The sequence below is a fragment of the Kitasatospora sp. NPDC001095 genome, assembly GCF_053598615.1.
Genome location: NZ_JBSFKQ010000078.1, coordinates 1 through 23,925 on the forward strand (window position 1 = coordinate 1; position 23,925 = coordinate 23,925).

Here is a 23,925-nt window from a genome sequence, read left to right on the forward strand (position 1 = left end):
TCTCCGACGTGAAACGGTCACCGGTCAGCTGCATACCGTCACCGGAATCACCGGCGAAACGAATGATCACCCGATCGAGTCTGCGGATCGGCTTGGGCCCGCTCGAAGCAGCGGCCGAGGCCTGCTGCACGGTGCCAGTCATGCTGTTCTCCAGACGTAGCGGATGGGGGTCGGACGGATCCGACGGGTGCCCCGGCCCGGTGGTCGGGCCTCGAAGCGGGTTCGACGACCGGCCCTGGGACCGGTCGGGAGGCGCCCCGGGGGTGTAGGCGCCTCCCGACCGGGTCGGGGGCCGCGGGCCGCTCCGGAAGCGGCCGCGGGGTCAGTTGGCGTTCGCCTGCTCGGTCTTGCGGCCGCTCAGCAGCAGCGCGATGAGCACGAGCAGCACCAGGCAGATGCCGCCGAGCACCCACAGGACGGTGTGGAAGGCGCCGTCGTAGGCGTTGACCAGGAGGTCGGTGAAGCTGCCGCGCTGCGCCTCGGCCACGTCGCCGGCCGGGCCGGAGATGTTGCCGCTCGCGACGGTCCCGGCGACGGTGGTCGCGTCACCGGCGCCGGCGTAGCTGGCGATGCTGTCCTGGGTCTTGCCGCTGATGACGGTGGCGAGCAGCGAGCCGTAGATCGCCACGGCGACGGCCTCGCTGCCGAGGCGCATGGTGTTGAGGAAACCGGCGGCCATGCCGGCGCGCTCCGGGGCGACGAGCTCCAGGGCCTTGCCGTCGACGAGGCCGGCGGCGAGGGCGTAGCCGGCGCCCACGATCAGCATCGGCAGGGCGACCAGGCCGAGGTTGACGTCGGGCTTGTAGAGCTCCAGGCCGGCGGCGCCGACCACCAGGAAGACCAGGCTCAGGTAGATGATGCCCATCGCGGAGACGCCCTTGGCGACGAGCTTGGCGGCCACCAGCGGGAGGATCAGCATCGGGACGGTGAGCATCAGCATGATCACACCGGCCGTGCCGCTGGAGTAGCCACCGGCGGCGGTGAGGTAACTGGGCAGGTAGGTCAGCATGGTGACGAAGCCGAAGGAGCCGGCCACCGGCACCAGGCAGAGCGCCATGAAGCGGCGGTTGGTGACGATGCTCAGGTCGAGCATCGGGTGGTCCTTGCGCTTCTCCACCGCGGCGAAGACCGCGAGGGCGACGATCGTGCCGGCGAACAGGCCGAGCACGCCCGGGCTGGCCCAGCCCCACTGCGAACCCTGCGCGATGCCGGTGGTGAGCAGCAGCATGGCGAGGATGAACAGGGCGGAGCCGACGACGTCGATGCGCGCACCCTCGGTGCGGGTCTCCTGGACGGCGCGGCTCATGGTCGGGACGGCGAGCAGGACCAGGGCCAGCACGATCACGTGCACGGCGAACACCCAGCGCCAGCCGGCGTTCTCGATCAGCGCGCCGGACAGCGACGGGCCGAAGGAGACGCCGATGCCGGCGACGGTGCCGAAGAGCGCGAACGCCCGGCCGCGGGCGGGGCCCTCGAAGACGGTGGAGAGCATCGCCGCACCGCAGGAGAAGATCGCGGCGCCGCCGATGCCGGCCAGGGCGCGGGCGGCGTCCAGCAGGATCACGTTGCCGGCGAAGACGCTGACCAGCGAGGCGACCGCGTAGATCGTGGCACCGAGGGCGAAGGCGCGGACGCGGCCGATGATGTCGGCGATGGAGCCCCAGGCGAGGGTGAAGCAGGCGAACGCCACGTTGAAGGCGTTGACGACCCACTGGAGGGGCACCAGGTCGGCGTCCAGGTCGGAGCCGATGTACGGCAGCGCCACACCGGTACCGGAGATGGACGTGGGGACGACGAAGACGGCCAGAAGGACGGCGACCAGGATCAGCGTCTGCCGCTGGCGCCCTGACGCCTGGGATCCGGCGTCTTCCCCGACGAGGGGGGATTCGGTCTGTGCAGCCATGGTTGGGGAAGCTCCCGTTCCGGAGGGCTCCGAACCTTAGGTTCGGTTCTTATAGAACCTAAGGCTTGCACGGAGCGGAGGTATGATGCAAGTCAAACCTGGCCTACGAGTTGAGGCCACGAGCGACAGGGAGGCGGAGGAGAATGGTCGACGCGGAGGGTCACCCGAGCCGAGACGAGATGGAGCTTCCGACAATCCTGAACGCTCTGTCAGATCCCTTGCGGTACAAGGTCATCCAGGAGTTCGTGGGGTTGCCGGACGGCACCGAGCGCACCTGTCTGTCCTTCGACCTCGGGGTCTCGAAGTCCACGCTCAGTCACCACTTCCGAATCCTGCGCGAGTCCGGGCTGGTCCTGCAGATCAACCGGGGCAACAGCAGGAAGGCGCACCTGCGACGGGAGGACCTGGAGTCGCGTTTCCCCGGGCTGCTGGACCTGATCAGCCAAAACCCGCCACCCGGGCCAGGTCCGGAGCACGACGCCGCCGACGACTCGGACGCCGCAGCACCATCGCGGTCACGATCAGGCCGTCGCGGGCGAGCCAGCGGCCCGTCAGCAGGGTCGAGCGAGAGTCCCGCCCAGCCGGCCCCGGAAGCCTGACCCGGGCCCGGAAGGTGCCGTCCCGGGGGTCGACCGTGATCAGCACGTCGTCGAAGCCCAACGGCCCGACCAGCGGGAAGCACGCCTTGTAGACGGACTCCTTGGCGCTGAACAGCAGCCGGTCCCAGCTGACTTCGGGCCGCCGCTCGAACAGGGTGCCGACCCACGCCCGCTCCGCGGCGAGCGACAGCAGCGGCAGCGCGTCGCTGTTGCCCAGCCGCTGGTTCGGCTCCGCGTCGACGCCGATCGCCAGGATGTCCAGGGAGGGGGCGACGGCCGCGGCGTGGTAGCCGCGGGTGTGGGTCATGCTGCCGGTGAGCCCGCTCGGCCAGAGCGGCTCGCCCGAGCGGCCGCGCAGGATCGGGGCCGGCGGCAGCCCGAGCCGGACCATCGCCTGCCGGGCGCAGTCGCGGCTCGTGGTGAACCCGGCCCGCCGGGCGGTGGCCATCGGGGCGGCCCACCTCTCCTCCTCGGGGAAGAGGGCCGCCTCCTGCGCGGTGTCGAACGATTCGGCGCCGACGACCGGCCCGGACAGCAGTTCCTCGATCACGGGATGTCACGTCCTTCCTGGCCGGATCTCATGCGACGCCTCGGAGGATCTCGGTGCGCAGCCGCTGGACGTCCCCGGAGGGCTCGACGCCCAGCTCGCGGTTGAGCAGGGTGCGCAGCGACTGGTAGGCCCCGAGCGCCTCGACCCGGCGGCCGGAGGCGTGCAGGGCGCGGATGAGCTGGGCGTGCCGCCACTCGTTGAACGGCTGGGCCGCGACCAGCAGCCGCAGCTCCTCGACGACGTCCCGGTGGCGCCCGCGGTCGAGGTCCGCCTCCAGTCGCTGCTCGATCGCCCGCTCGCGCAACCCGCCCAGTTCCGAGGCGAGTTGTTCGATCACGGCGCCGTGCCGCACGTCGGTGAGCACCGGGCCGCGCCACAGTGCCAGCGCCTGGCCGAAGGTCTCGGCGGCCGCGTCCACCCGGCCGGCGTCCAGCAGCTTGGACCCGTAGGCGCAGCGGAGCCGGAACTCCGTGGCGTCGACGTGCTCCTCGGATATCTCCAACCGGTAGCCGTACGGCTGGCTGGCGATCTGCGGCTTGCATTCCTCCGCGACCGGGACGGCCGCGAACCACTTCCGCAGGTGGTAAATGTGGGTGCGGACGGTCATGACGGCGGTGGCGGGCTGATTCTCCCCCCACAGTTCATGCGCCATCACGTCGATGTTCACGTCCTCGTTCGCCCGCAGTGCGAGTAGGGCCAGTACTTTTCGCAGTTTGGGCCCTCGAAGTGCGAAGACCCGGTCGGTGAAACGGAATTCCAGTGTGCCCAGCACATCGACACGCATCACGTCCGACATGTATCCCCCGTGGTTCCCGCGCGATGGCGGGATCTCGTCTGCCCCCCGGCCGACGCTTCAAGAAAATATCGGTCCCGCACCGGGGGACTCAATGGATCTGCTCCTCAGGTGCCACCCCGGGTACGTCCAAAGGAACATGCCGGGTGACACACGTGACGCACCCGGGCCCCGCCTGCCAGCAGACGGGGCCCGGGTGCGTCCTCGCGGGAGGGCTTCCCCCGCGGGCACCGTACGGCTACCAGCGCACCGGCAGCCCGGTCGGACGGCGCAGCAGCGCGCCCTCGTCCCAGACCAGGTCGGCCGGGTCGCCGTCCAGCGTCAGGGTCGGGAACTCGCGCACCAGACGGCCGAGGATCTCGGCGATCTCCAGGCGGGCCAGCGCCGCGCCGAGGCAGTGGTGCATGCCGTAGCCGAACTGCAGGTGGCGCTTGCCCTTCCGGTCCGGGTCGATGACCAGCGGGTTCTCGTACACCTCGGGGTCGCGGTTGCCGAGGAAGGCGTCCGCGTAGACGAGGTCGCCGACGTGGATGGTTCCCTCGGAGGTCACCACCTCCCGGTGGGCGACCCGCGGGAAGGTGGACATCCGGCCCAGCGGGACCAGTCGGATGATCTCCTCGACCAGCTGCGGCATGACCTCGGGATCGGCGACGGCCCGCTGCCACAGGCTCGGCGCGCTGAGCAGCACGTGGGCGGCCTTGGCCAGGACCGAGAGCACGTTCTGGTCCACCGACACCACGGCGGTGAAGATGATGCCGACGAGCTCCTTGTCCTCCAGCGGCGGCTCGGTCTCGTCGCGGCCCTGGATGAACTTCTCGATCAGGCCGCCCGGGACGTAGGGGCGCTTGCCGGCGACCATGTCGGCGACGTAGTTGTACGCGGTGAAGAAGTCCTCCACCAGCTGCGGCACGTCGTCGTGCAGCGCCATCTGGATGGTGCGGGAGTGCGGGCGGAAGTACGCCACGTCCTCCACCGGGATGCCGAGGAAGTGGCAGGTCAGCTCGATCGGCACCCGGTCCAGGACGGCGGTGTACAGGTCGGGCCGCTCCTGGGCGCGCAGCTCGGCGAAGCTGCGGGTGATCGCCTCGTCCAGGTACGGGCGCAGCTTGGCGACCGCGTTGGCGCTGTAGTCCGCGGTGACGAACCGGCGCAGCCGGGAGTGGTCCTGGCCGTCCAGGTTGATCAGCATCTCGGGCGGCAGGGTGGTGGGGAAGAAGGTCGGGCCGCCCTCGACGTTGGTCTCGGTCCGGCCGTAGGTCGGGTCGGTCAGCGCCTTGTGCACGTCCGCGTAGCGGGTGAGGTGCACGGCGTGGTGGCCGCTGGGCAGCGCGATCTGCGGCAGGCCGCCGGCCGAGCGCTCGGGCACCGGCGTGTACAGCGGCGTCGGGTCCAGGCCCGGGATGTCCGTGACCGAGACGGACGCGTCGACTGAGGTGGTCATGGTGGTGGCTCCTCCGGGGTGTCCGGCCGGGCGGGCTCAGAGCAGGTCGGTCAGACCGGCGAGGCCGGTCGCGGCGTGCAGGTCGGCGAGGGTCTGCTCGTCGTTCTGGTAGAGCACCGTCTTCCAGCCCTGGGCGCGGGCGGCGGCGAGGTTCTCCTCGACGTCGTCGATGAGCAGGCACTCGGCGGGCGATACGTCGGCGGTCTTGGCGGCGATCTCGAAGATCTCCGGGTCGGGCTTGCGGTGGCCGACCTCGGAGGAGTCGATCAGGACGTCGACCTCGCCGACCGGGGCGATGATCGCCTTCCAGTACGGGCCCCACTCGGTGACGTTGTTGGACAGGACGCCGACGCGCACGCCGTTGTCCTGGATGTACCGGTACGCCCGGACCATGACCGGGTTGGCCTTGATGCCGTCGAACCACTGCCGGCCGAAGGTCTCCAGCTCGGCCCGGGACAGGTCGATGCCGGGGTTCTGCTCGGCCAGCACCCGGGCCAGCCGGCGGCCCCACTCGGGCTCGCTGATCACGCCGACCTCGACGGGCGCCATGGTGGGCAGGCCCATCTCGTCGGCGACGCCCTTGATCGCGGCCTTGAGCTGGCGGGGGCTGATGCCGGTCTTGACCTCGTACGCCTCGTAGATGCGCTCCAGCGGCGGGGACAGGACGCCGCCGAAGTCGAACCAGACCATGGACAGGTGGGACATGGTGATGCCTTCCGAAAGGAGGTGGTGTGAACGGGTCAGGCGAGCGTGACGGAGACGGATGCCACGGCCTGCTCGCCCTGCACCGCCCGCAACAGGTAGGAGGTGGCGCCGCGGTCCGGATCCGGCGCGGCGGTGAGTCGAACGGTCTGGTCCAGTTCGGCGAAGCGGTCGAACGAGCCGTCCAGTCGCAGCACCCGGCCGGCGCCCTCCGCGCCGTCGGCCAGGAGCAGCGCGCACTGGCGGGCGGCCTCGCTGAAGACCATCGCCGGGACGTGGTCGTACGGGTGGTCGTACATGCTGCGGTTGCGGAAGGTGCGCGGGCTGAGCACCGCGGCCAGCCCGCCGTCCTCGCGGCGGACGTCGTCGAGAACGGCGTTCACCGGGTCGAGGCGGCGCACCGCGGCCGGGTCGACCGGCTCGCCGATCGGGTCGGCGGGCAGGCCGAAGGCGGTCGGCACCTCGCTGCCGCGCTGCATGTAGCGCAGGTTGTGGTACTGGTCGGTCGCGGTCGAGCGGACGTCCATGGTGAGGTGCCCGAGCGGCCTGCCGTCCAGGCTGAGGTCCATCGCGAACTCCAGTCGGCGCAGCCGTCCGCCGCGCTCGTGCCGGCCGGTGACGTCGCCGTCGATGGCCAGCTCGCCCGGGCGGGTTCCGCACGCCAGCGCGTCCGGGTCGGTGATCTCCAGGGTCCAGGCGGTCACCATGAAGGTGGTGGCGGCCGGGACACCCTGGTGGAGGTGGGCCGCGGCGGTGACGGACTGCCGGCACGCCTCCAGCACGAGCAGCACGTCGTGGTGGTCGAGACGGCCCGGGTGGTCCCTGAAGTACCCGTGGGACAGCGGCAGTTGGGCGGCGGCCTGGAACCGCCGCCCGTCCACCGCACGCGATCCGGTCAGGAACACCTCGGAGAGCGACCAGCGGTGCACCAGGCTGCGGGGGACGGTCTGCTCGTACGCCAGGGGGGCCGGGGCCTCCTCGGTCCGGTCCGACGGGTCGAGCAGAGACGTGCTTTCCATGAGAGTTCTCCAGATCGGTGCGGTGGACATGCGCGGACGGGAGTTCAGCGCGGGTCGGGCCGGGCGATCACCGCGGCGCCGACGGACCCGTCGGGGCCGACCGCGGTGAGCACGGCCGCCCGCTCCCCCGGTGCGGCCTGCCCCGCCTGCCAGCGGCCCAGGACGGCCGCCAGCTGCAGGGCGACGGAGGCCCCGTACGTCTCGCCGAGCGCGGTGTCGGTGCGGACGATCCGCTCCGCCGGGACGGCGCCGAGGGCCTCGCGCAGGGCGCGCCGCTCGACCGCGGACCAGCCGCGCCGGGCCGCCGCGCCCGGGGCCACGGCCACCGGCTCGTCGGCCGGCAGTCCGCTGCGCCGCAGCGCGCGGCGCACCACGGCGGCGAGCCGGGCGGCCACGCCGAGCGGGCCGTCGACGACCGGGTCGGCGTGGCCGCTCTCGCAGGCCAGCAGCTGCCCGAGGACGCCGCGGTCCTCGCCCCGCGCGCCCTCGCGCTCCAGCACGAAGACGCCGCAGCCCTCGCCGAGGGCCGACTCCGGGCGCAGCGCGCCGCTCTGCCGCCAGGACCAGGCGGCGGCCGCGGACAGCTCCTCCACGCCGCCCGCGAGCAGCCGGTCCGCGTGGCCGTTGACCAGCGCGGTCCGGGCGTAGCGCAGGGCGTGCAGGGCGGCCAGCGGGCCGCCGGAGACGGTCGCGTTGATCCCCGTGAACCCGAGCCGGATCGCGGTCTTGCCGGCCGCCGAGTTCATCAGCGTGCCGGGGAAGGCCGACGGGTTGACCAGGTACGGGCGCTCCTGCACGAAGGTGTCGCGGAAGAACACCTCCTGGGCGCCGGAGCTGCCCACGGTGGTGCCGAGCACGATGCCGGTACGGGCGGTCGACCCGGCGACGGTCCCGTCCGCGGCGAGCACGCAGGCCGCCATGACCAGCTGGTCGGTGCGGGACAGCCGGGACAGCCCCTTGCGGCCGAGGACGGCCTGCGGATCGAAGTCCGCCACCGGCCGCACGGCCAGCTCCGGCCAGTCCTCGCCGGGCGCGCCGGCCGGCGGCTCCGGCCGGGCCAGCGCGGCGGCGATCGGGGCCGTCCCGTGGCCGGCGGCACTGAACACGGCGTGGCCGAGGATGTCGATCGGCAGGACGGACGGCTCGGTGTGCTCCCGCTCGTCGGCCGGGCGGGCGGAGGGCGCCGCTTCGAGCAGAGTGGTTCCGGTCATGCCTCGACCTTCCCTAGCAGGAGGACCGCGTTGTTGCCGCCGAAGGCGAAGCCGTGGTTCTGCACGACGCGGGGGGCGGCGGCCCGGGCGGTGCCGGGAACGACGTCCACCTCGCCGAGTTCGGGGTCCACCGTGCGCAGCGTCGCGCTCGGCGGCAGGAACCCCTCGTGCAGGGCGGCGCAGGACACCAGCGCGCCGAAGGCCGCGGCCGCGCCCATGGTGTGCCCGAGCATCGACTTGACGGAGCTGATCGGGGGCAGGGTCTCCCCGAACACCTCGCGCACGGCGCTCACCTCGGTGACGTCGTTGGCCCGGGTTCCGGTGCCGTGCGCGCAGATGTAGTCGACGTCCCCCGGCTCGACCCCGGCGTTGGCGTGCGCGATCCGCACGCACTCGGCAATGGTCGCGGCGTTGGGGTTGGTCATGTGCTTGGCGTCGCAGGTCATGCCGTAGCCGAGCACCTCGGCGTAGATCCGCGCGCCGCGGCGCAGCGCCTCGTCGAGGGGCTCCAGGACGAGCGCCGCGCCGCCCTCGGCGGTGACGATGCCGTCGCGGTGCTCGTCGAAGGGGCGCGGCACGGTCTCGGCGAGGGCGCCGAGCGCGTGGAAGCCCGCGTGGGTGGCCCGGTTGGAGGCGTCCGCGCCGCCGCAGACGGCGAAGTCGGCCTCGCCGGAGCGGATCAGGTCGTAGGCGTAGCCGATGGCGTAGTTGCCGGCGGCGCACGCCGTGCCGAAGGTGAGCGACTCGCCGGTGAGGCCCAGCTCGGCGGAGACCGCGCCGGCGATGTTGCCCGGCTCGGTGCGGGCGATCTGCTCCGGCCGCAGGGCGGCGGGCCCGTCGGCGACCCAGCGGGCCACCGCGTGCTCGACCGCCTGGGACTCGCCGTTGGTGGTGCCGAAGCAGCTGACGCCCCCGTCCGGGAGCCCGGCCGCGGTGTCCAGGCCGGCGTCCTCGACGGCCATCCTCCCTGCGGCGGCGGCGAGTTGGCCGCTGCGCCCCCAGCGCTCGGGCGTGGTGCGGCGCAGGTGCTCCGACGGGTCGAAGCCGCGGACCTCACCGGCCAGGGTGTGCTCGAAGCCGGTCGGGTCGAACTGCTCGATCGGACCGATGCCGCTGCGGCCGTCCCGGATGCCCTCGATCAGTTCCCCGGCCCCGAGCCCGAGGCCGCTGACGGCCCCGAGCCCGGTGACGACGACCCGCCGGGACGTCCTGTTACGCACCTACGGCCTCGCCCACGTAGTGCTTGGCGACGAGCTCGTAGGCCTCGGGCAGGGTGTCCAGCTCGGACAGGTCGTCCTTGGGGATCTTGATGTGCAGGTCACGCTCGAAGCGCGAGATGATCTCGATCACCAGGAGCGAGTCGGCCTCGAGGTCGTCGACGAAGCTCTGCTCGTCGGTGAGGTCGGCAATGTCCGCTTCGAGCACCTCGGCGACGATTTCGCGGATCTTCTCCCGAATTTCGCCCGGAAGCTGGCTGTTGCCCATATTCCTCTTCCCCTCAATTGGTCACGTCCGACCCTCCGGAGATCTTTCCCGGCAGGTCGGCGAGTTCCCCGCAATTCGAATCCAGCGACCGGGGGGGCGGCAACCCGTCGATAGTTGCAGGCGGCCATGTGTCTAAGGTGGCATGACCCAAATCGACACATTCGGGCCGTTCGACCGGACGTCGGTGCCGTTTTTTTAACCCGTTTCTATCTGCCCGCCGCAGACTCGGCCGGGAAGTACCCGCAGAGCGAATTCCGGAAGGAGGTCGGGGATGAGGCTGGCGGAACCGGTGACCATTACGGCCGCGGCACTGTGGCTCCCCGAGGAACGCGACCGCGTCGAGTGCGCCGTCCAGGAGGGCCGGCTGACGCCCCGGCACGCCCGGGACCTCGGTCACGAGGACGTCCCCGCCGCCGTCGAGGAGACGGCACCCGACATGGCGGTCGCCGCCGCCCGCAAGGCCATGGACACGGTCGGCATCGCGCCCAAGGAACTCGACCTGACCTTCCACGCGAGCATGTACTACCAGGGGCACGACCTGTGGTCGCCCGCCCACTACATCGCGCACCGGATCGGCGCCGACCGGGCCCTGCCCATCGGCATCCAGCAGGTGTGCAACGGTGGAAGCACCGCCATCCAGCTCGCCTCGACCTACCTGACCTCCGCCGGCGCCGGGGACACCCCCCGACGCGCCCTGGTCACCACCGCCGACCGCTTCACCGCGCCCGGCTTCGACCGCTGGGCCAGCGACTACGGCGTGGCCTATGGTGACGGCGGCACCGCGGTCGTGCTGAGCGGCCCCGGCGCGGAGGCCGACGACGGGCTGCTGCTGCGCTCGACGGCGAGCACCGCCGCCGCCGAACTGGAGGCGATGCACCGGGGCGTCGACCCCTTCGCCCCCGTCTCGCGCGGCGTGCGCGACCGGGTCGACATGCGGATCACCAAGCGCGCCTACCTACGCGAACACGGCAACGAGCGGTTCGTCGAGGTCAACCGGCGCAGCATCCGCATGATCATCACCGACGCCCTGGACGGCGCCGGCATGCACCCGGGCGACCCCCGGCTGCGCTACGCGGTCCTGCCCCGCTTCGGCCGCAAGACCCTCCAGGACTCCTGGCTCACCATCCTCGCGGAGGAGACCTCCGCCGAGCCGCTGGACTTCGGCCGCGCCACCGGCCACCTGGGCGCGGGCGACGCCGTGGCCGGCCTCGCGGACCTGCTGGAGGCGGACGTACTCGCCCCCGGCGAGGCCGCCCTGGTGTTCAGCGCGGGCGCCGGCTTCACCTGGTCCTGCCTGCTGGTCCAGGCCCCGGAGCGCTGACCGCGCCAGTGCGCCGCACGCCCGCCGCCGGTTCGGCGGGCCGCACCGAACGACCACCTCACGAAAGGCGACCCACGAACCATGTCTCGATCAGTCTTCATCACCGGGGCCAACCGCGGCATCGGTCTGGCGGTGGCCCGCGCGATGGCGGCGGACGGCGACCGGGTCGCGGTCGGCCACCGGGGCGGTGACGTCCCGGAGGGCTTCCTCGGGGTGCGCTGCGAGGTCACCGACCAGACCTCGGTGGAGGAGGCGCTGGAGACCGTCGCCCGCGAGCAGGGCCCGGTCGAGGTGCTGGTCGCCAACGCCGGCATCACCCGGGACACCCTGCTGCTGCGGATGGACGACAAGGCCTTCGACGAGGTGCTGGACGTCAACCTGCGGGGCGTGTTCCGCACGGTGCGCGCCGCGGCCTCGACCATGCTCGCCGAGCGGCGCGGCCGGATCGTGCTGCTCTCCTCCGCGCTCGGCTTCCTCGGCTCGCCCGGCCAGACCAACTACGCGGCCACCAAGACCGCACTGCTGGGCTTCGCCCGGTCGCTGGCCTGGGAGTTGGGGTCGCGGGGCATCACCGTCAACCTGGTCGCCCCGGGCATCATCGAGACCGACATGACCAAGTCGCTGTCCGACCGACGGATGCGCGACACCATGAAGATGACCCCGCTCGGCCGCCCCGGCACCGACCGCGAGGTGGCCGCCGCCGTGCGCTTCCTCGCCAGCGAGGAGGCCAGCTACATCACCGGCGCGGTCCTCCCGGTCGGCGGCGGCATCGGCATGGGCATCTGACGCCACGGCCTCGCCCGCCCTCTCGAACTCCCGGTCCGGGCACCGACCGGGTCAGGCACCCGCCTGCCCCGGTGTCGATGCCCCCGCTCCGCCCGGACCGGGCAATTCTTCGTGCGACCAGCCCCACCGGTCGGCTCCCCGGAACCGGCCGCCCCCACACGGCACAAGGGAGTCGGAACCGATGGACCAGCCGCCCGCCGCCGGAGCAGCCCGCGACGAGGAGCCGGACGTCCCCGTCGCGGTGATCGGCCTGGCCTGCCGGTTCCCCGGAGCGTCCTCCCCCGAGGCGTACTGGCGGCTGCTGAGCGAGGGCCGCAGCGCCGTCGGCCCGACCCCGCCCGAGCGCTGGGACGCCGGGGCCTGGTACGGCGACGGCGACCTCGACGCCCCCGGGCGGGCGGACCTGCGGCACGGCGGCTTCCTGGACTGGCCCACCGTCACCGGCTTCGACGCCGAGTTCTTCGGCATCGGCCCGCGCGAGGCCGCCGCGATGGACCCGCAGCAGCGCCTGATGCTGGAACTCGGCTGGGAGGCGCTGGAGAACGCCCGCCTGCTGCCCGAGCGGCTGGCCGGCAGCGCGACCGGCGTCTTCGTCGGCGCGATCTGGGACGACTACGCGGCCCTGCTGCACCGCGACGGTGCCGGCGCCACCACCCGGCACTGGGCGGCGGGCCTGCAGCGCGGGGTGATCGCCAACCGGCTCTCCCACGCCCTGGGGCTGGCTGGGCCGAGCCTGGTGGTGGACACCGCCCAGTCCTCCTCCCTGGTCGCCCTGCACCTGGCCTGCGAGAGCCTGCGCCGCGGCGAGAGCACGCTCGCCCTGGCCGGCGGGGTGAACCTGGACCTCGCGGTGGAGAACGCGGTCACCGCCGCCAAGCTCGGCGGCCTCTCCCCGGACGGCCGCTGCTACACCTTCGACGCCCGCGCCAACGGCTACGTCCGCGGCGAGGGCGGCGGCCTGGTGGTGCTGCAGCGGCTCGACGACGCGCTCGCCCAGGGCTCGCCCGTCCTCTGCGTGATCCGGGGCAGCGCGGTGAACAACGACGGCGGCGGCTCCGGCAGCCTGACCGCGCCCGACGCGCGGGCCCAGGAGGCCGTGATCCGGCGGGCCTACCGCCGCTCCGGGGTCGACCCGGCCGACGTCCAGTACGTGGAGCTGCACGGCACCGGCACCCGGGCGGGCGACCCGGTGGAGGCGGCCGCCCTGGGCGCCGTCGTGGGCCACGCGCGCCGGGCGGCCCACGACGAAGGGGCCCGCGGCCCGCTGCGGGTGGGGTCGGTCAAGACCAACCTCGGCCACCTCGAGGGCGCGGCCGGCATCGCCGGCTTCCTCAAGGTCGCCCTGAGCATCCGGCACGGGCTCGTCCCACCGAGCCTCAACTACCGCACGCCCAACCCGGACATCCCGCTGGACGAGCTGAACCTCGCGGTCCACACCGAGCTGTCGCCCTGGCCGCGGCAGAGCCGCCGACTCGTCGCCGGGGTCAGCTCGTTCGGGCTCGGCGGCACCAACTGCCACGTGGTGGTGACCGGCCCGCCGGACACCACCACGGCGGGGGCCGACCAGCCGCCGGCCGAACCCGCCGCCGTACCGTGGCCGCTGTCCGCCCGCAGCGGCGCCGCGCTGCGCGCCCAGGCCGCCCGCCTCGCCGACTTCCTGACGGAACATCAGGACTCGGGGCCGGCCGAGGTCGGGCTCGCCCTGGCCACCACCCGCTCGGTGTTCGAGCACCGCGCGGTGGTGGTCGGCGCCGACCGCGCGGAGCTGCTCGCCGGTCTCACCGCCCTGGCCGAGGACCGGCCCGCCCGCAACGTCGTGGCACCCACCGCCCCGGCCGTGCACGGCCGCACCGTGCTGGTCTTCCCCGGCCAGGGGTCCCAGTGGGCGGCCATGGGGCGGGAGCTGCTCGCGGACAGCGAGGTCTTCGCCGAACGGATCGCCGCCTGCGAGGAGGCGCTCGCCGAGTTCGTCGACTGGTCGCTCACCGCGGTGCTGCGCGGCGAGCCCGGGGCGCCGTCACTGGAGCGGGTGGACGTCGTGCAACCCGCCCTGTGGGCGGTCATGGTCTCGCTCGCCGCGGTGTGGCGGGCCCACGGCGTGACGCCGGACGCCGTGGTCGGCCACTCGCAGGGCGAGATCGCCGCCGCCCACGTCGCCGGGGTGCTGTCGCTGCGGGACGCGGCCAAGGTCGTCGCCCTGCGGGCGCAGGCGCTCACCCGGCTCGCCGGGACCGGCGCGATGGCCTCCGTGCCGCTGCCCGTCGCCGAGGTCGCCGAACGGATCGCACCCTGGCGCGACCGGGTCTCGGTGGCCGCCGTCAACGGCCCCTCCGCCACCGTGCTCGCCGGCGACGGCGCCGTCCTCGACCAACTGCTCGCCGCCTACCAGGCGGAGGACGTCCGGGCCCGGCGGATCGACGTCGACTACGCCTCGCACTCCCCCGGCGTCGAGGCCGTCCGGGACGAACTGCTCGCCGCGCTCGCCGACATCACCCCGCTCCCGGCCGCCGCGGACGTCGCCTTCTACTCGACCGTCACCGCCGGCCCGGTCGCCGACACCACCGCGCTGGACGCCGACTACTGGTACCGGAACCTGCGCGGCACCGTCTGGTTCGAGGAGACCGTCCGCGCCCTGCTCGCCGACGGGCACCGGCTGTTCGTGGAGTCCAGCCCGCACCCCGTCCTCGCCGTCGGCGTCCAGGAGGCCGCCGAGGCGTGGACCACCCCGCAGGACCCGGCCGCCGTCGTCGGCACGCTCCGGCGTGAGGACGGCGGCCGCACCAGGCTGCTCGGCTCGCTCGCCCAGGCCCAGGTCGCGGGCGCCGCCGTGGACTGGACGCCGTTCTTCGGCGCCGCCCGGCCGGTCGGACTGCCCACCTACGCCTTCCAACGCACGCCGTACTGGCTTCCCGGGACCGCCGCTCCCGCCCCGTCGGCGCCCGCCGCCGAGGCCCTGCGGCCCGGCGGCACCCCGGCCGAACGGTCCGGGACGGCGCGGCCGCCGGCCGACCGGCTGGCCGCACTGCCGGAGTCCGAGCGGGAGGCCCCGCTGCTCGACCTGGTGCGGGAGCAGACCGCGGCCGTCCTCGGCCACGAGTCCGGTGGCTCGGTCGACCCGGGCCGGGCATTCAAGGAGTCGGGCTTCGACTCGATCGCCGCCGTCGAACTGCGCAACCGGCTGAACGCGGCGACCGGGCTGCGACTGCCGACCACCGCCGTCTTCGCCCACCCCACCCCCCGGGCACTGGCCGCCCACCTGCTGACCGGGCTGCTCGGCACGCCCGCCGCCGGGCCGTCGGAGCCCGTCGCCCCGCCCACCGCCGACACCGACGACCCGGTGGTGATCGTCGGCATGGCCTGCCGCTTCCCCGGCGGGGCGAACGGCCCGGAGGAACTGTGGAGGCTGGTCGCCGACGGACGGGACGCCGTCAGCGGCTTCCCCGACAACCGGGGCTGGGACCTCGACGCGCTCCACCACCCCGACCCGGGGCACTCCGGCACCTCCTACACCCGGCACGGCGGCTTCCTGTACGACGCCGACCGCTTCGACGCCGGGTTCTTCGGCCTGTCCCCGCGCGAGGCCCTGGCCACCGACCCGCAGCAGCGGCTGCTGCTGGAGGTCGCCTGGGAGGCCTTCGAGCGGGCCGGGATCGACCCCGCGCCACTGCGCGGCAGCCGGACCGGCGTCTTCACCGGACTGATGGCCTCCGACTACGGGCCGCGCCTCCACGAGGGCGAGGACGGCACCGACGGTTACCTGCTCACCGGCAGCGCGGGCAGCGTGGCCTCCGGCCGGCTCGCCTACGTGCTCGGGCTGGAGGGCCCGGCCGTCTCGGTCGACACCGCCTGTTCGTCCTCGCTGGTGGCGCTGCACCTGGCCGCCCAGTCACTGCGCTCGGGCGAGAGCGACCTCGCCCTGGCCGGCGGCGTGACGGTGATGTCCACACCGGGCACCTTCGTCGAGTTCTCCCGCCAGCGCGGGCTGTCCGAGGACGGGCGCTGCAAGCCCTTCGCCGCCGCCGCGGACGGCACCGGCTGGGGCGAGGGCGTCGGCGTCCTGCTGCTGGAACGCCTCTCCGACGCCCGCCGCAACGGGCACCGGGTCCTCGCCCTGCTGCGCGGCAGCGCCGTCAACCAGGACGGCGCCAGCAACGGCCTCACCGCCCCCAACGGCCCCGCCCAGGAACGCGTCCTGCGCCAGGCCCTCACCAACGCCGGACTCACCCCCACCGACATCGACGCCATCGAGGCCCACGGCACCGGCACCACCCTCGGCGACCCCATCGAAGCCGAAGCCATCCTCGCCGTCTACGGCCCCCACCGCACCCCCCGACAACCGCTCCACCTCGGCTCCGTCAAATCCAACCTCGGCCACACCCAGGCCGCCGCCGGCGTCGCCGGCGTCATCAAGACGGTCATGGCCATGCGCCACGCCACCCTGCCCCGCACCCTCCACATCGACGAACCCACCCCCCACGTCGACTGGTCCTCCGGCACCGTGACCCTCCTCACCGAGAACACCCCCTGGCCCGCCACCGGCCGCCCCCGCCGAGCCGGCGTCTCCTCCTTCGGCATCAGCGGCACCAACGCCCACGTCATCCTCGAGGAGCCGTACGAGGAGCCGTACGAGGAGACGGTCGAGAAGCCGGACCAGCAGCCGTCCGCCGCACCGGCGCCCGCCGACGGCCCACTGCCGCTGGTGCTGTCCGCGAAGACCCCCGAGGCGCTGCGCGAGCAGGCCCTACGGCTCACCCGGCACCTGAACGCCGACCCCGAGGCCCGCCCGGTCGACGTGGCGTACACCCTGGCCACCACCCGCTCCGCCTTCGAGCACCGCGCGGTGGTCCTCGGCGCCGACCGGGCGGAGCTGCTCGCCGGGCTCGCCGCCGTGGCCGCCGGCCGCACCGGCGTGACGGCCCCCGCCGAGGGCGCCGCCGGCCTCGCGACGGCCGCTGCCGAGGACTTCGTCCAGGGGCTGGTCGTGGACTGGGCGGTGCTGTTCGCGGACACCGGCGCCCGGGTGGTCGAGCTGCCCACCTACCCGTTCCGCCGGGACCGGTACTGGTGGCAGCCCGCCGCACGCCCGGACGTCGGCGCCGCCCCCGACGAGGCCGAGCAGCGGTTCTGGGCCGCGGTGGAGCAGGGCGACGCCGAGGCCGTCGCCACCGAGCTCGACCTCGGCTCCGCGCCGGACGCCCCCGCCGCCGAGGCGCTGTCCGCGGCGCTGCCGGTGCTGTCCCGCTGGCACGGGCGCCGACGCGCGCGGGCCGCGCTGGACGCCCTGCGCTACCGGGTCCGCTGGCACCGGGTCGGCCCGGCCACGGACACCACTCCCGGTGGACGCTGGCTGGTGGCCGTCCCGGCGCGAGCCGGACGGAGCGGTCCGTGGACGGAGGCGGCCGTACGGGCGCTGACCGTCCGGGGCGCCGAGGTGCGGCAGATCGCCGTCGACCCGGCCGCGGACCGGACCCGCGTCGCCGAGCGGCTGCGCGCCGCACTGGACGGGTTCCGCCCGACCGGAGTGCTATCCCTGCTCGCCCTGGCCGAAGGACCCCTGGCCGACCACCCGTCCGTACCCGCCGGTCTGGCCGCCTCGCTCGCGCTGACCCAGGCCCTCGGCGAGCTGGAGCCGGCCGCCCCGGTCTGGTACGCCACCAGCGGCGCCGTGGGCACCGGGGCCGGGGACCGGGTGCGCGACCCGGAGCAGGCCCAACTGTGGGGCCTGGGGCGGATCGTCGCCCTGGAGCACCCCGAGCGCTGGGGCGGGCTGGTCGACCTGCCCGCCGAGGCCGACGACGCGTCCACCGACCACCTGGCCGAGGTGCTGACCGGCGACGGCGCGGAGGACCAGCTCGCGATCCGGCCGCTCGGGGTGTTCGCCCGCCGCCTCGAACGCTCCCCCGCCCCGCCGCACGCCCACCGCGCGTGGCGCACCCGGGGCACCGCCCTGGTCACCGGCGGCACCGGCGCGCTCGGCGCACTGGCCGCCCGGCGGCTGGCGCGGGCCGGCGCCGAGCACCTGCTGCTGGTCAGCCGCCGCGGCGAACAGGCGCCCGGCGCCGAGGAGTTGCGGGCCGAACTGGCCGCGCTCGGTGCCCGCGTCACGTTCGCCGCCTGCGACGCGGCCGACCGGGACGCGCTCGCCGCCGTCCTCGCCGCCCTGCCGGACGACCTCCCGCTGACCACCGTGGTGCACGCCGCCGGGCAGCTCGACGACGCCCTGCTCGACGCCCTCACCCCCGACCGGCTGGACCGGGCGCTGCGCGCCAAGGCCACCGCCGCGCGGAACCTGGACGAGCTGACCCGGAGCGCCGACCTGTCCGCCTTCGTGCTCTTCTCCTCCGTGGCCGCCACCTGGGGCCTGCCCGGGCAGGGCGGCTACGCCCCCGGCAACGCCTTCCTCGACGCCCTCGCGGAGCACCGCCGCGCCGAGGGACTGCCGGCCACCTCCATCGCCTGGGGGCCGTGGGCCGGTGCCGGGATGGCGACCGGCACCGCCGTCGCCGACCAGCTCCACCGCCTCGGCCTGCCCGGTCTCGCCCCCGAGCAGGGCCTCGCCGCGCTGGAGGGGGCGCTCGCCGCCGGCGACGACTGCGTGACCGTGGCCCGGGTCGACTGGAACGCCCTCGTCCCCGCCGTCACGCTCGGCCGCCCGCGCCCGCTGTTCGACACCGTCCCCGAGGCCCGTGAGGCGGCCGCCGGGTCGGCCGCCCCTGGCCCGGACGGCGCCCGGCCGGCCCGACGGCTGGCCGGACTCGATCCGCTGCGGCGCGCGGAGGCGGTGTCGCAGGTCGTGCGCGGGGCCGTCGCGAGCGTCCTCGGCTACGCCTCCGCCGAGCAGGTCCGGGAGCACCGGATCTTCTCCGAACTGGGGCTCACCTCGTTGACGGCCGTGGAACTGCGCAACCGGCTGAGCGCCGCGACCGGGCTGCGGCTGTCCCCCACGCTGGTCTACGACCACCCCACCCCGCGCGCGGTGGCCGAGGTCGTCCTCGCCGGGCTCACCGGCGACGACGCCCGGCCGGCCCCCGCCGTCGCGGCGCGGGCCGCCGACGACGACGAGCCGATCGCGATCGTCGGCATGGCCTGCCGCTACCCCGGCGGCGTGACCTCCCCCGACGGCCTGTGGGACCTCGTCCTGTCCGGCACCGACGCGATCGGCGACCTGCCCGACGACCGCGGCTGGGACGTCGGGCGGCTGTTCCACCCGGAGCCGGGAAGGCCTGGCACCTCGTACAGCCGGCACGGCGGATTCCTGTACGACGCGGGCGAGTTCGACGCCGCGTTCTTCGGGATCAGCCCGCGTGAGGCGCTCGCCATGGACCCGCAGCAGCGGCTGCTGCTGGAGACCGGCTGGGAGGCCGTCGAACGGGCCGGCATCGACCCGGCCACCCTGCGCGGCAGCGACACCGGGGTCTACGTCGGCGCGTCCAACGGCGAGTACGGGCCGCGCCTGGCGGAGCCGGCCGGCACCGCCGACGGCTACGTGCTGACCGGCAGCGCCGCGAGCGTGGTCTCCGGCCGGCTCGCCTACGCGCTGGGGCTGGAGGGCCCGGCCGTCAGCATCGACACCGCCTGCTCCACCTCCCTGGTGGCACTGCACCTGGCCGCCCGGTCGCTGCGCTCCGGCGAGTGCTCGCTGGCACTGGCGGGCGGGGTGACGGTGATGTCGAGCCCCGGTGTCTTCGTCGAGTTCTCCCGCCAGCGCGGGCTCGCCCCCGACGGCCGCTGCAAGCCCTTCGCCGCCGCCGCGGACGGCACCGGCTGGGGCGAGGGCGTCGGCGTCCTGGTCCTGGAGCGGCTCTCCGACGCCCGCGCCAACGGCCACCCCGTCCTCGCCCTGGTCCGCGGCAGCGCCGTCAACCAGGACGGCGCCAGCAACGGCCTCACCGCCCCCAACGGCCCCGCCCAGGAGCGGGTGATCCGCCAGGCCCTCGCCGACGCCGGACTCACCCCCGCCGACGTCGACGCCGTCGAGGCGCACGGCACCGGTACCACCCTCGGCGACCCGATCGAGGCCCGGGCCCTGCTGGCGACCTACGGGCAGCACCGCCCGGCGGACCGCCCGGTCCGGCTCGGTTCGGTGAAGTCCAACCTCGGCCATCCGCAGGCCGCCGCCGGCGTCGCCGGGGTGATCAAGATGGTCATGGCGATGCGCCACGGCGTCCTGCCCCGGACCCTGCACGTGGACGAGCCGACCCCGCACGTCGACTGGTCCTCGGGCGCGGTGGCGCTGCTCACCGAGAACACCCCCTGGAGCACCGGCGACGACCCGCGCCGGGCCGCCGTCTCCTCCTTCGGCATCAGCGGCACCAACGCCCACGTCATCCTGGAACAGCCCCGGCCCGAGCCCGAGCCCGTCCCGGCACCCGCCGGCCCCGAGGTCGTGCCGTGGGTGCTCTCCGGGCGGACGCCCGGCGCGCTGCGGGCCCGCGCCGAGCAGTTGCTCGCCCTGGCCGCCGGGCAGCCCGGCCCCGACCCGGCGGCCGTGGCCCGCGCCCTGGCCACCACCCGGTCGGCCTTCGAGCACCGCGCCGTCGTGGTCGGCCGGGACCGCGAGGAGCTGCTCGCCGGGCTCGCCGCCGTCGCGGCCGGCGGCGAGGGCGTGGTGGCCCCCGGTGGGCAGGTCCCGGCCGCCGCCGAGGACTTCGTCCAGGGGCTCGAGGTGGACTGGACGGCCGTCCTCGGCGCCGCCGACCGCCCCCCGGTCGAGCTGCCCACCTACCCCTTCCAGCGCACCCGGTACTGGCTGGAGCCCCCCGCCGCCCCGGCCGGGGGCGCGCCGCACGCGACCGGTCAGCGGCCGGTCGACCATCCGCTGCTGTCCTCGGTGCTGCACCTCGCGGGAACCGACGAGTACGTCCTCACCGGCCGGCTGGCCGAGCGGACGCAGCCCTGGCTCGGGGACCACCGGGTGGCCGGCGCCGTCCTGCTGCCCGGCACCGCCTTCGTCGAACTCGCGCTCCGCGCCGGCGAGCAGGTCGGCTGCGCGTCGGTCGACGAGCTCGGCCTCACCGCACCGCTGCTGCCCCCGCCGGCCGGCGGCGTCGCCCTCCAGGTGGCGGTGGGCGCGGCCGACGAAGCGGGCCGCCGCAGCATCCGGATCTTCTCCCGCGCCGAACACGCCGGCGCGGGCCTGCCGTGGACGCAGCACGCCACCGGGCTGCTCGCCCCCGTTCCCGAGCGGCCCGCCGACCCGGCCGAGGAGTGGCCGCCGCCCGGCGCCACGGCGATCGACACCGCCGACCTGTACGAGCGGCTGGCCCGCCGGGGCTACGGCTACGGCCCGGCGTTCCGGAACCTGGTCCGGGCCTGGCGCAGTGGCGAGGAGGTCCTCGCCGAGGTGGCCCTGACCGGAGCCGAGCAGGCCGAGGCCGAGCGGTACGCGGTGCACCCGGCCCTGTTCGACGCGGCCCTGCACACCATCGGCCTGGTCGCGGACGGCGAGGCTCCGGCCGTACTGCCGTTCGCCTGGCAGCGGGTGTCGGCGCCGGTCCGGGGCACGGCCGCCCTGCGGGTACGGCTCGGCCTCGCCGGGCCGGGCGAGGCCACGCTCACCGCCCACGACGCGGACGGGCGCCCGGTGGCCTCCGTCGGGGCCGTCGTGCTGCGCCCGGCACCGGCGGACCTGACGGCCGGGCGGCCGGAGGCCGGGGAGAGCGGGCTCTACCGGCTCGACTGGCCCGCCGCCCCCGCGCCGGTGGCGGCGGCGGCACCGGCCGGACGGCGGGCGGTGCTCGGCGCGGACGACCTGCTGCCGGGTGAGCCGGCCCCGCGCTGGGCCGACCTCACCGCGCTGCGCGCCGCGCTCGACGCCGGTGAGCCGGTGCCGGACCTGGTGTTCGCCGCCGTACGCCCGGCGGGCGCCGCGGACCCCGGCTCCGCCGCCGACCGGGCCCTGGCGACGACGGCTCGGGCGCTGGCCCTGGTCCAGGCGTGGCTGGCCGAGGAGCGGTTGGCCCCGGCGCGGCTGGTCCTGGTGACCCGCTCCGCCGTGGCCGTGACCGACGGCGAGACGCCCGACCCCGCCGAGGCCGCCGTCTGGGGGCTGCTGCGCTCCGCGCAGACCGAGCACCCCGGTCGCCTGGTCCTCGCCGACCTCGACGACGCCCCCGCCTCCGCCCGCGCGCTGGCGCCCGCGGCGGCCGGCGAGGAACCCCAACTGGCCCTGCGCGCGGGCACCGTACGGGTGCCCCGACTGGCCCGGGCGGATGTCCCCGAGCTGCGGTCGCCCCGTCCGCTCGACCCGGACGGCACGGTGCTGATCACCGGCGGGACCGGGCTGCTCGGACGGCTCGTCGCCCGCCACCTGGTCTCCGAACACGGCGCCCGGCACCTGCTGCTGGCCAGTCGCGGCGGTGAACAGTCGCCCGGTGTGGTGGAGTTGGTGACCGAGCTGGCCGAGCTGGGGGCCCGGACCACGGTGGTCGGCTGCGACCTCGCCGACCGCGCGCAGGCGGCGGCCCTGCTGGCGGGCGTGCCCGCCGAGCACCCGCTGACGGCCGTGGTGCACGCGGCCGGCGTCCTGGACGACGGCGCGATCGGCTCGCTGACCGCCGAGCGGCTGGCGGGCGTCCTACGCCCGAAGGCCCATGCGGCCCTGCACCTGCACGAGTTGACGCAAGGCCGGGACCTCTCGGCGTTCGTGCTGTTCTCCTCGGCCGCCGGGCTGCTCGGCTCGGCCGGCCAGGGCAACTACGCCGCCGCCAACGCCTTCCTGGACGCCCTCGCCGTCCACCGCCGCGGCCTCGGCCTGCCCGCGACCTCGCTGGCCTGGGGGCTGTGGGCGGAACGCAGCGGGCTGACCGCCGGACTCGACGAGGCCGACCTGTCCCGCCTCGCCCGGGTGGGCGTACGGCCGTTGAGCACCGCGCACGGGCTCGCCCTGCTGGACGCCGCGCTGGCCGCCGACGAACCGTTCCTCGCGCCGGCACGCCTCGACCCCGCCTCGGCGGCGGCCACCGGGGGCCGCGCGGGAGCGGCCCCGCTCGCGCCGCTGCTGCGCGCCCTGGTCCGACCGGAGCCGGCCCACCGTCCCGCCCCGGCGCCCGCCCCGACGGCCGGGCTGTCCACCCGGGTGCGCACCCTGGACGAGACGGAGCGGCTGCGCGAACTGGCCGCCGCGGTACGGGCTGAGGCCGCGGCCGTCCTCGGGCTCGACGCCCTGGACGAGTCACAGGACGGCCGGGCCTTCGCCCAGTTGGGCATGGACTCCCTGACCGCGCTCGAACTGCGCAACCGGCTGGGCGCGTTGACCGGTCTGACGCTCCCCGCCGGGCTGGTCTTCGACCGCCCCACCCCGCAGGAGCTGGCGGGCTACCTGGCGTCCCGGCTGCTGGGTGCCGAGGAGGCCGCGCCGGTCCCGGCGCGCACGGCGGCGCCCACCGCCGAGGAGCCGATCGCGATCATCGCGATGGCCTGCCGCTACCCCGGCGGCGTCACCACCCCCGAGGCCCTGTGGGCGCTGGTCGCGAACGGCGTCGACGCCGTCGGCGAGCTGCCCGGGGACCGCGGCTGGGACCTCGCCGGGCTGTACGACCCGGACCCTGGCAAGCCGGGCAAGAGCTACGCGCGCCACGGGGCGTTCCTGCGCGACGCCACCGCGTTCGACGCCGCGTTCTTCGGGATCAACCCGCGCGAGGCGCTCGCCATGGACCCGCAGCAGCGGCTGCTGCTGGAGACCGGCTGGGAGGCCGTCGAACGGGCCGGCATCGACCCGGCCACCCTGCGCGGCAGCCGGACCGGCGTCTTCGCGGGCGTGATGTACCACGACTACGGCTCGTGGGCGCGCCGGGTGCCCGCGGAGGTCGAGGGCTACCTCGGCTCCGGAACGGCCGGCAGCGTGGCCTCCGGCCGGCTCGCCTACGCGCTCGGGCTGGAGGGCCCGGCCGTCAGCGTCGACACCGCCTGTTCGTCCTCGCTGGTGGCGCTGCACCTCGCCGCCCAGTCACTGCGCTCGGGCGAGAGCGACCTCGCCCTGGCCGGCGGCGTGACGGTGATGTCGACGCCCACGCCGTTCATCGAGTTCTCCCGCCAGCGCGGGCTCGCCCCCGACGGCCGCTGCAAGCCCTTCGCCGCCGCCGCGGACGGCACCGGCTGGGGCGAGGGCGTCGGC

At 75.0% G+C, this 23,925-nt stretch carries 12 protein-coding genes and 1 pseudogene; 4 read left to right on the forward strand and 9 right to left on the reverse strand.

From position 1 onward, the window contains the following. Window positions 1-322: 322 nt before the first annotated feature. A complete protein-coding gene (locus ACWDBB_RS34670) occupies window positions 323-1,903 on the reverse strand; it encodes an MFS transporter (RefSeq protein ID WP_449793390.1) in 1,581 nt (526 codons plus the stop codon). Window positions 1,904-2,082: 179 nt separating this feature from the next. Here ACWDBB_RS34670 and ACWDBB_RS34675 point away from each other — a divergent pair. Then, window positions 2,083-2,247: pseudogene (locus ACWDBB_RS34675) on the forward strand (ArsR/SmtB family transcription factor); the annotation flags it as partial. Between the two features lie 94 nt (window positions 2,248-2,341). On the opposite strand, the gene ACWDBB_RS34680 reads toward ACWDBB_RS34675, so the two are convergent. The 8 genes from ACWDBB_RS34680 to ACWDBB_RS34715 form a co-directional block, all read right to left on the reverse strand. Beyond that, a complete protein-coding gene (locus ACWDBB_RS34680) occupies window positions 2,342-3,052 on the reverse strand; it encodes a 4'-phosphopantetheinyl transferase family protein (protein ID WP_449793391.1) in 711 nt (236 codons plus the stop codon). Window positions 3,053-3,080: 28 nt separating this feature from the next. Then, window positions 3,081-3,704, reverse strand: a complete 624-nt coding sequence (locus ACWDBB_RS34685; RefSeq protein WP_392882978.1) for an AfsR/SARP family transcriptional regulator — start codon at window positions 3,702-3,704, stop codon at window positions 3,081-3,083. Window positions 3,705-4,083: 379 nt separating this feature from the next. Further along, window positions 4,084-5,286: a cytochrome P450 gene (locus tag ACWDBB_RS34690; protein ID WP_449793392.1), complete on the reverse strand. Its 1,203-nt coding sequence runs from the start codon at window positions 5,284-5,286 to the stop codon at window positions 4,084-4,086. Between the two features lie 36 nt (window positions 5,287-5,322). Next, entirely contained in the window at window positions 5,323-5,991 is a 669-nt protein-coding gene (locus ACWDBB_RS34695; protein ID WP_392882972.1) for an HAD family hydrolase, read from the reverse strand. A 35-nt stretch (window positions 5,992-6,026) separates the two neighbouring features. Next, complete coding sequence (locus ACWDBB_RS34700; protein WP_449793393.1) at window positions 6,027-7,007, reverse strand: AfsA-related hotdog domain-containing protein; 981 nt, start codon at window positions 7,005-7,007, stop codon at window positions 6,027-6,029. Between the two features lie 44 nt (window positions 7,008-7,051). After that, on the reverse strand, window positions 7,052-8,218 hold the full coding sequence (locus ACWDBB_RS34705) for a beta-ketoacyl synthase N-terminal-like domain-containing protein (protein ID WP_449793394.1): 1,167 nt from the start codon (window positions 8,216-8,218) through the stop codon (window positions 7,052-7,054). Next, the gene (locus ACWDBB_RS34710; RefSeq protein ID WP_449793395.1) at window positions 8,215-9,438 is read right to left on the reverse strand and encodes a beta-ketoacyl-[acyl-carrier-protein] synthase family protein; all 1,224 of its coding nucleotides are present in this window, start codon (window positions 9,436-9,438) and stop codon (window positions 8,215-8,217) included. Before ACWDBB_RS34710 ends, ACWDBB_RS34705 begins: the two co-directional genes overlap by 4 nt. Continuing rightward, window positions 9,431-9,703, reverse strand: coding sequence for an acyl carrier protein (locus ACWDBB_RS34715; RefSeq protein WP_449793396.1), 273 nt, complete (start codon window positions 9,701-9,703; stop codon window positions 9,431-9,433). Before ACWDBB_RS34715 ends, ACWDBB_RS34710 begins: the two co-directional genes overlap by 8 nt. 271 nt (window positions 9,704-9,974) lie before the next feature. Here ACWDBB_RS34715 and ACWDBB_RS34720 point away from each other — a divergent pair, with 271 nt between their 5' ends. The 3 genes from ACWDBB_RS34720 to ACWDBB_RS34730 all read left to right on the forward strand — a co-directional run. After that, window positions 9,975-11,024 carry a ketoacyl-ACP synthase III family protein gene (locus ACWDBB_RS34720; protein WP_449793397.1) on the forward strand — a complete coding sequence of 350 codons (1,050 nt, stop codon included), beginning with the start codon at window positions 9,975-9,977 and terminating at the stop codon, window positions 11,022-11,024. Between the two features lie 81 nt (window positions 11,025-11,105). Then, complete coding sequence (locus tag ACWDBB_RS34725) at window positions 11,106-11,810, forward strand: SDR family oxidoreductase (protein ID WP_402410373.1); 705 nt, start codon at window positions 11,106-11,108, stop codon at window positions 11,808-11,810. A 181-nt stretch (window positions 11,811-11,991) separates the two neighbouring features. Next, window positions 11,992-23,925: SDR family NAD(P)-dependent oxidoreductase (locus tag ACWDBB_RS34730; RefSeq protein ID WP_449793398.1), on the forward strand; the 11,934-nt coding region annotated here is incomplete at its 3' end.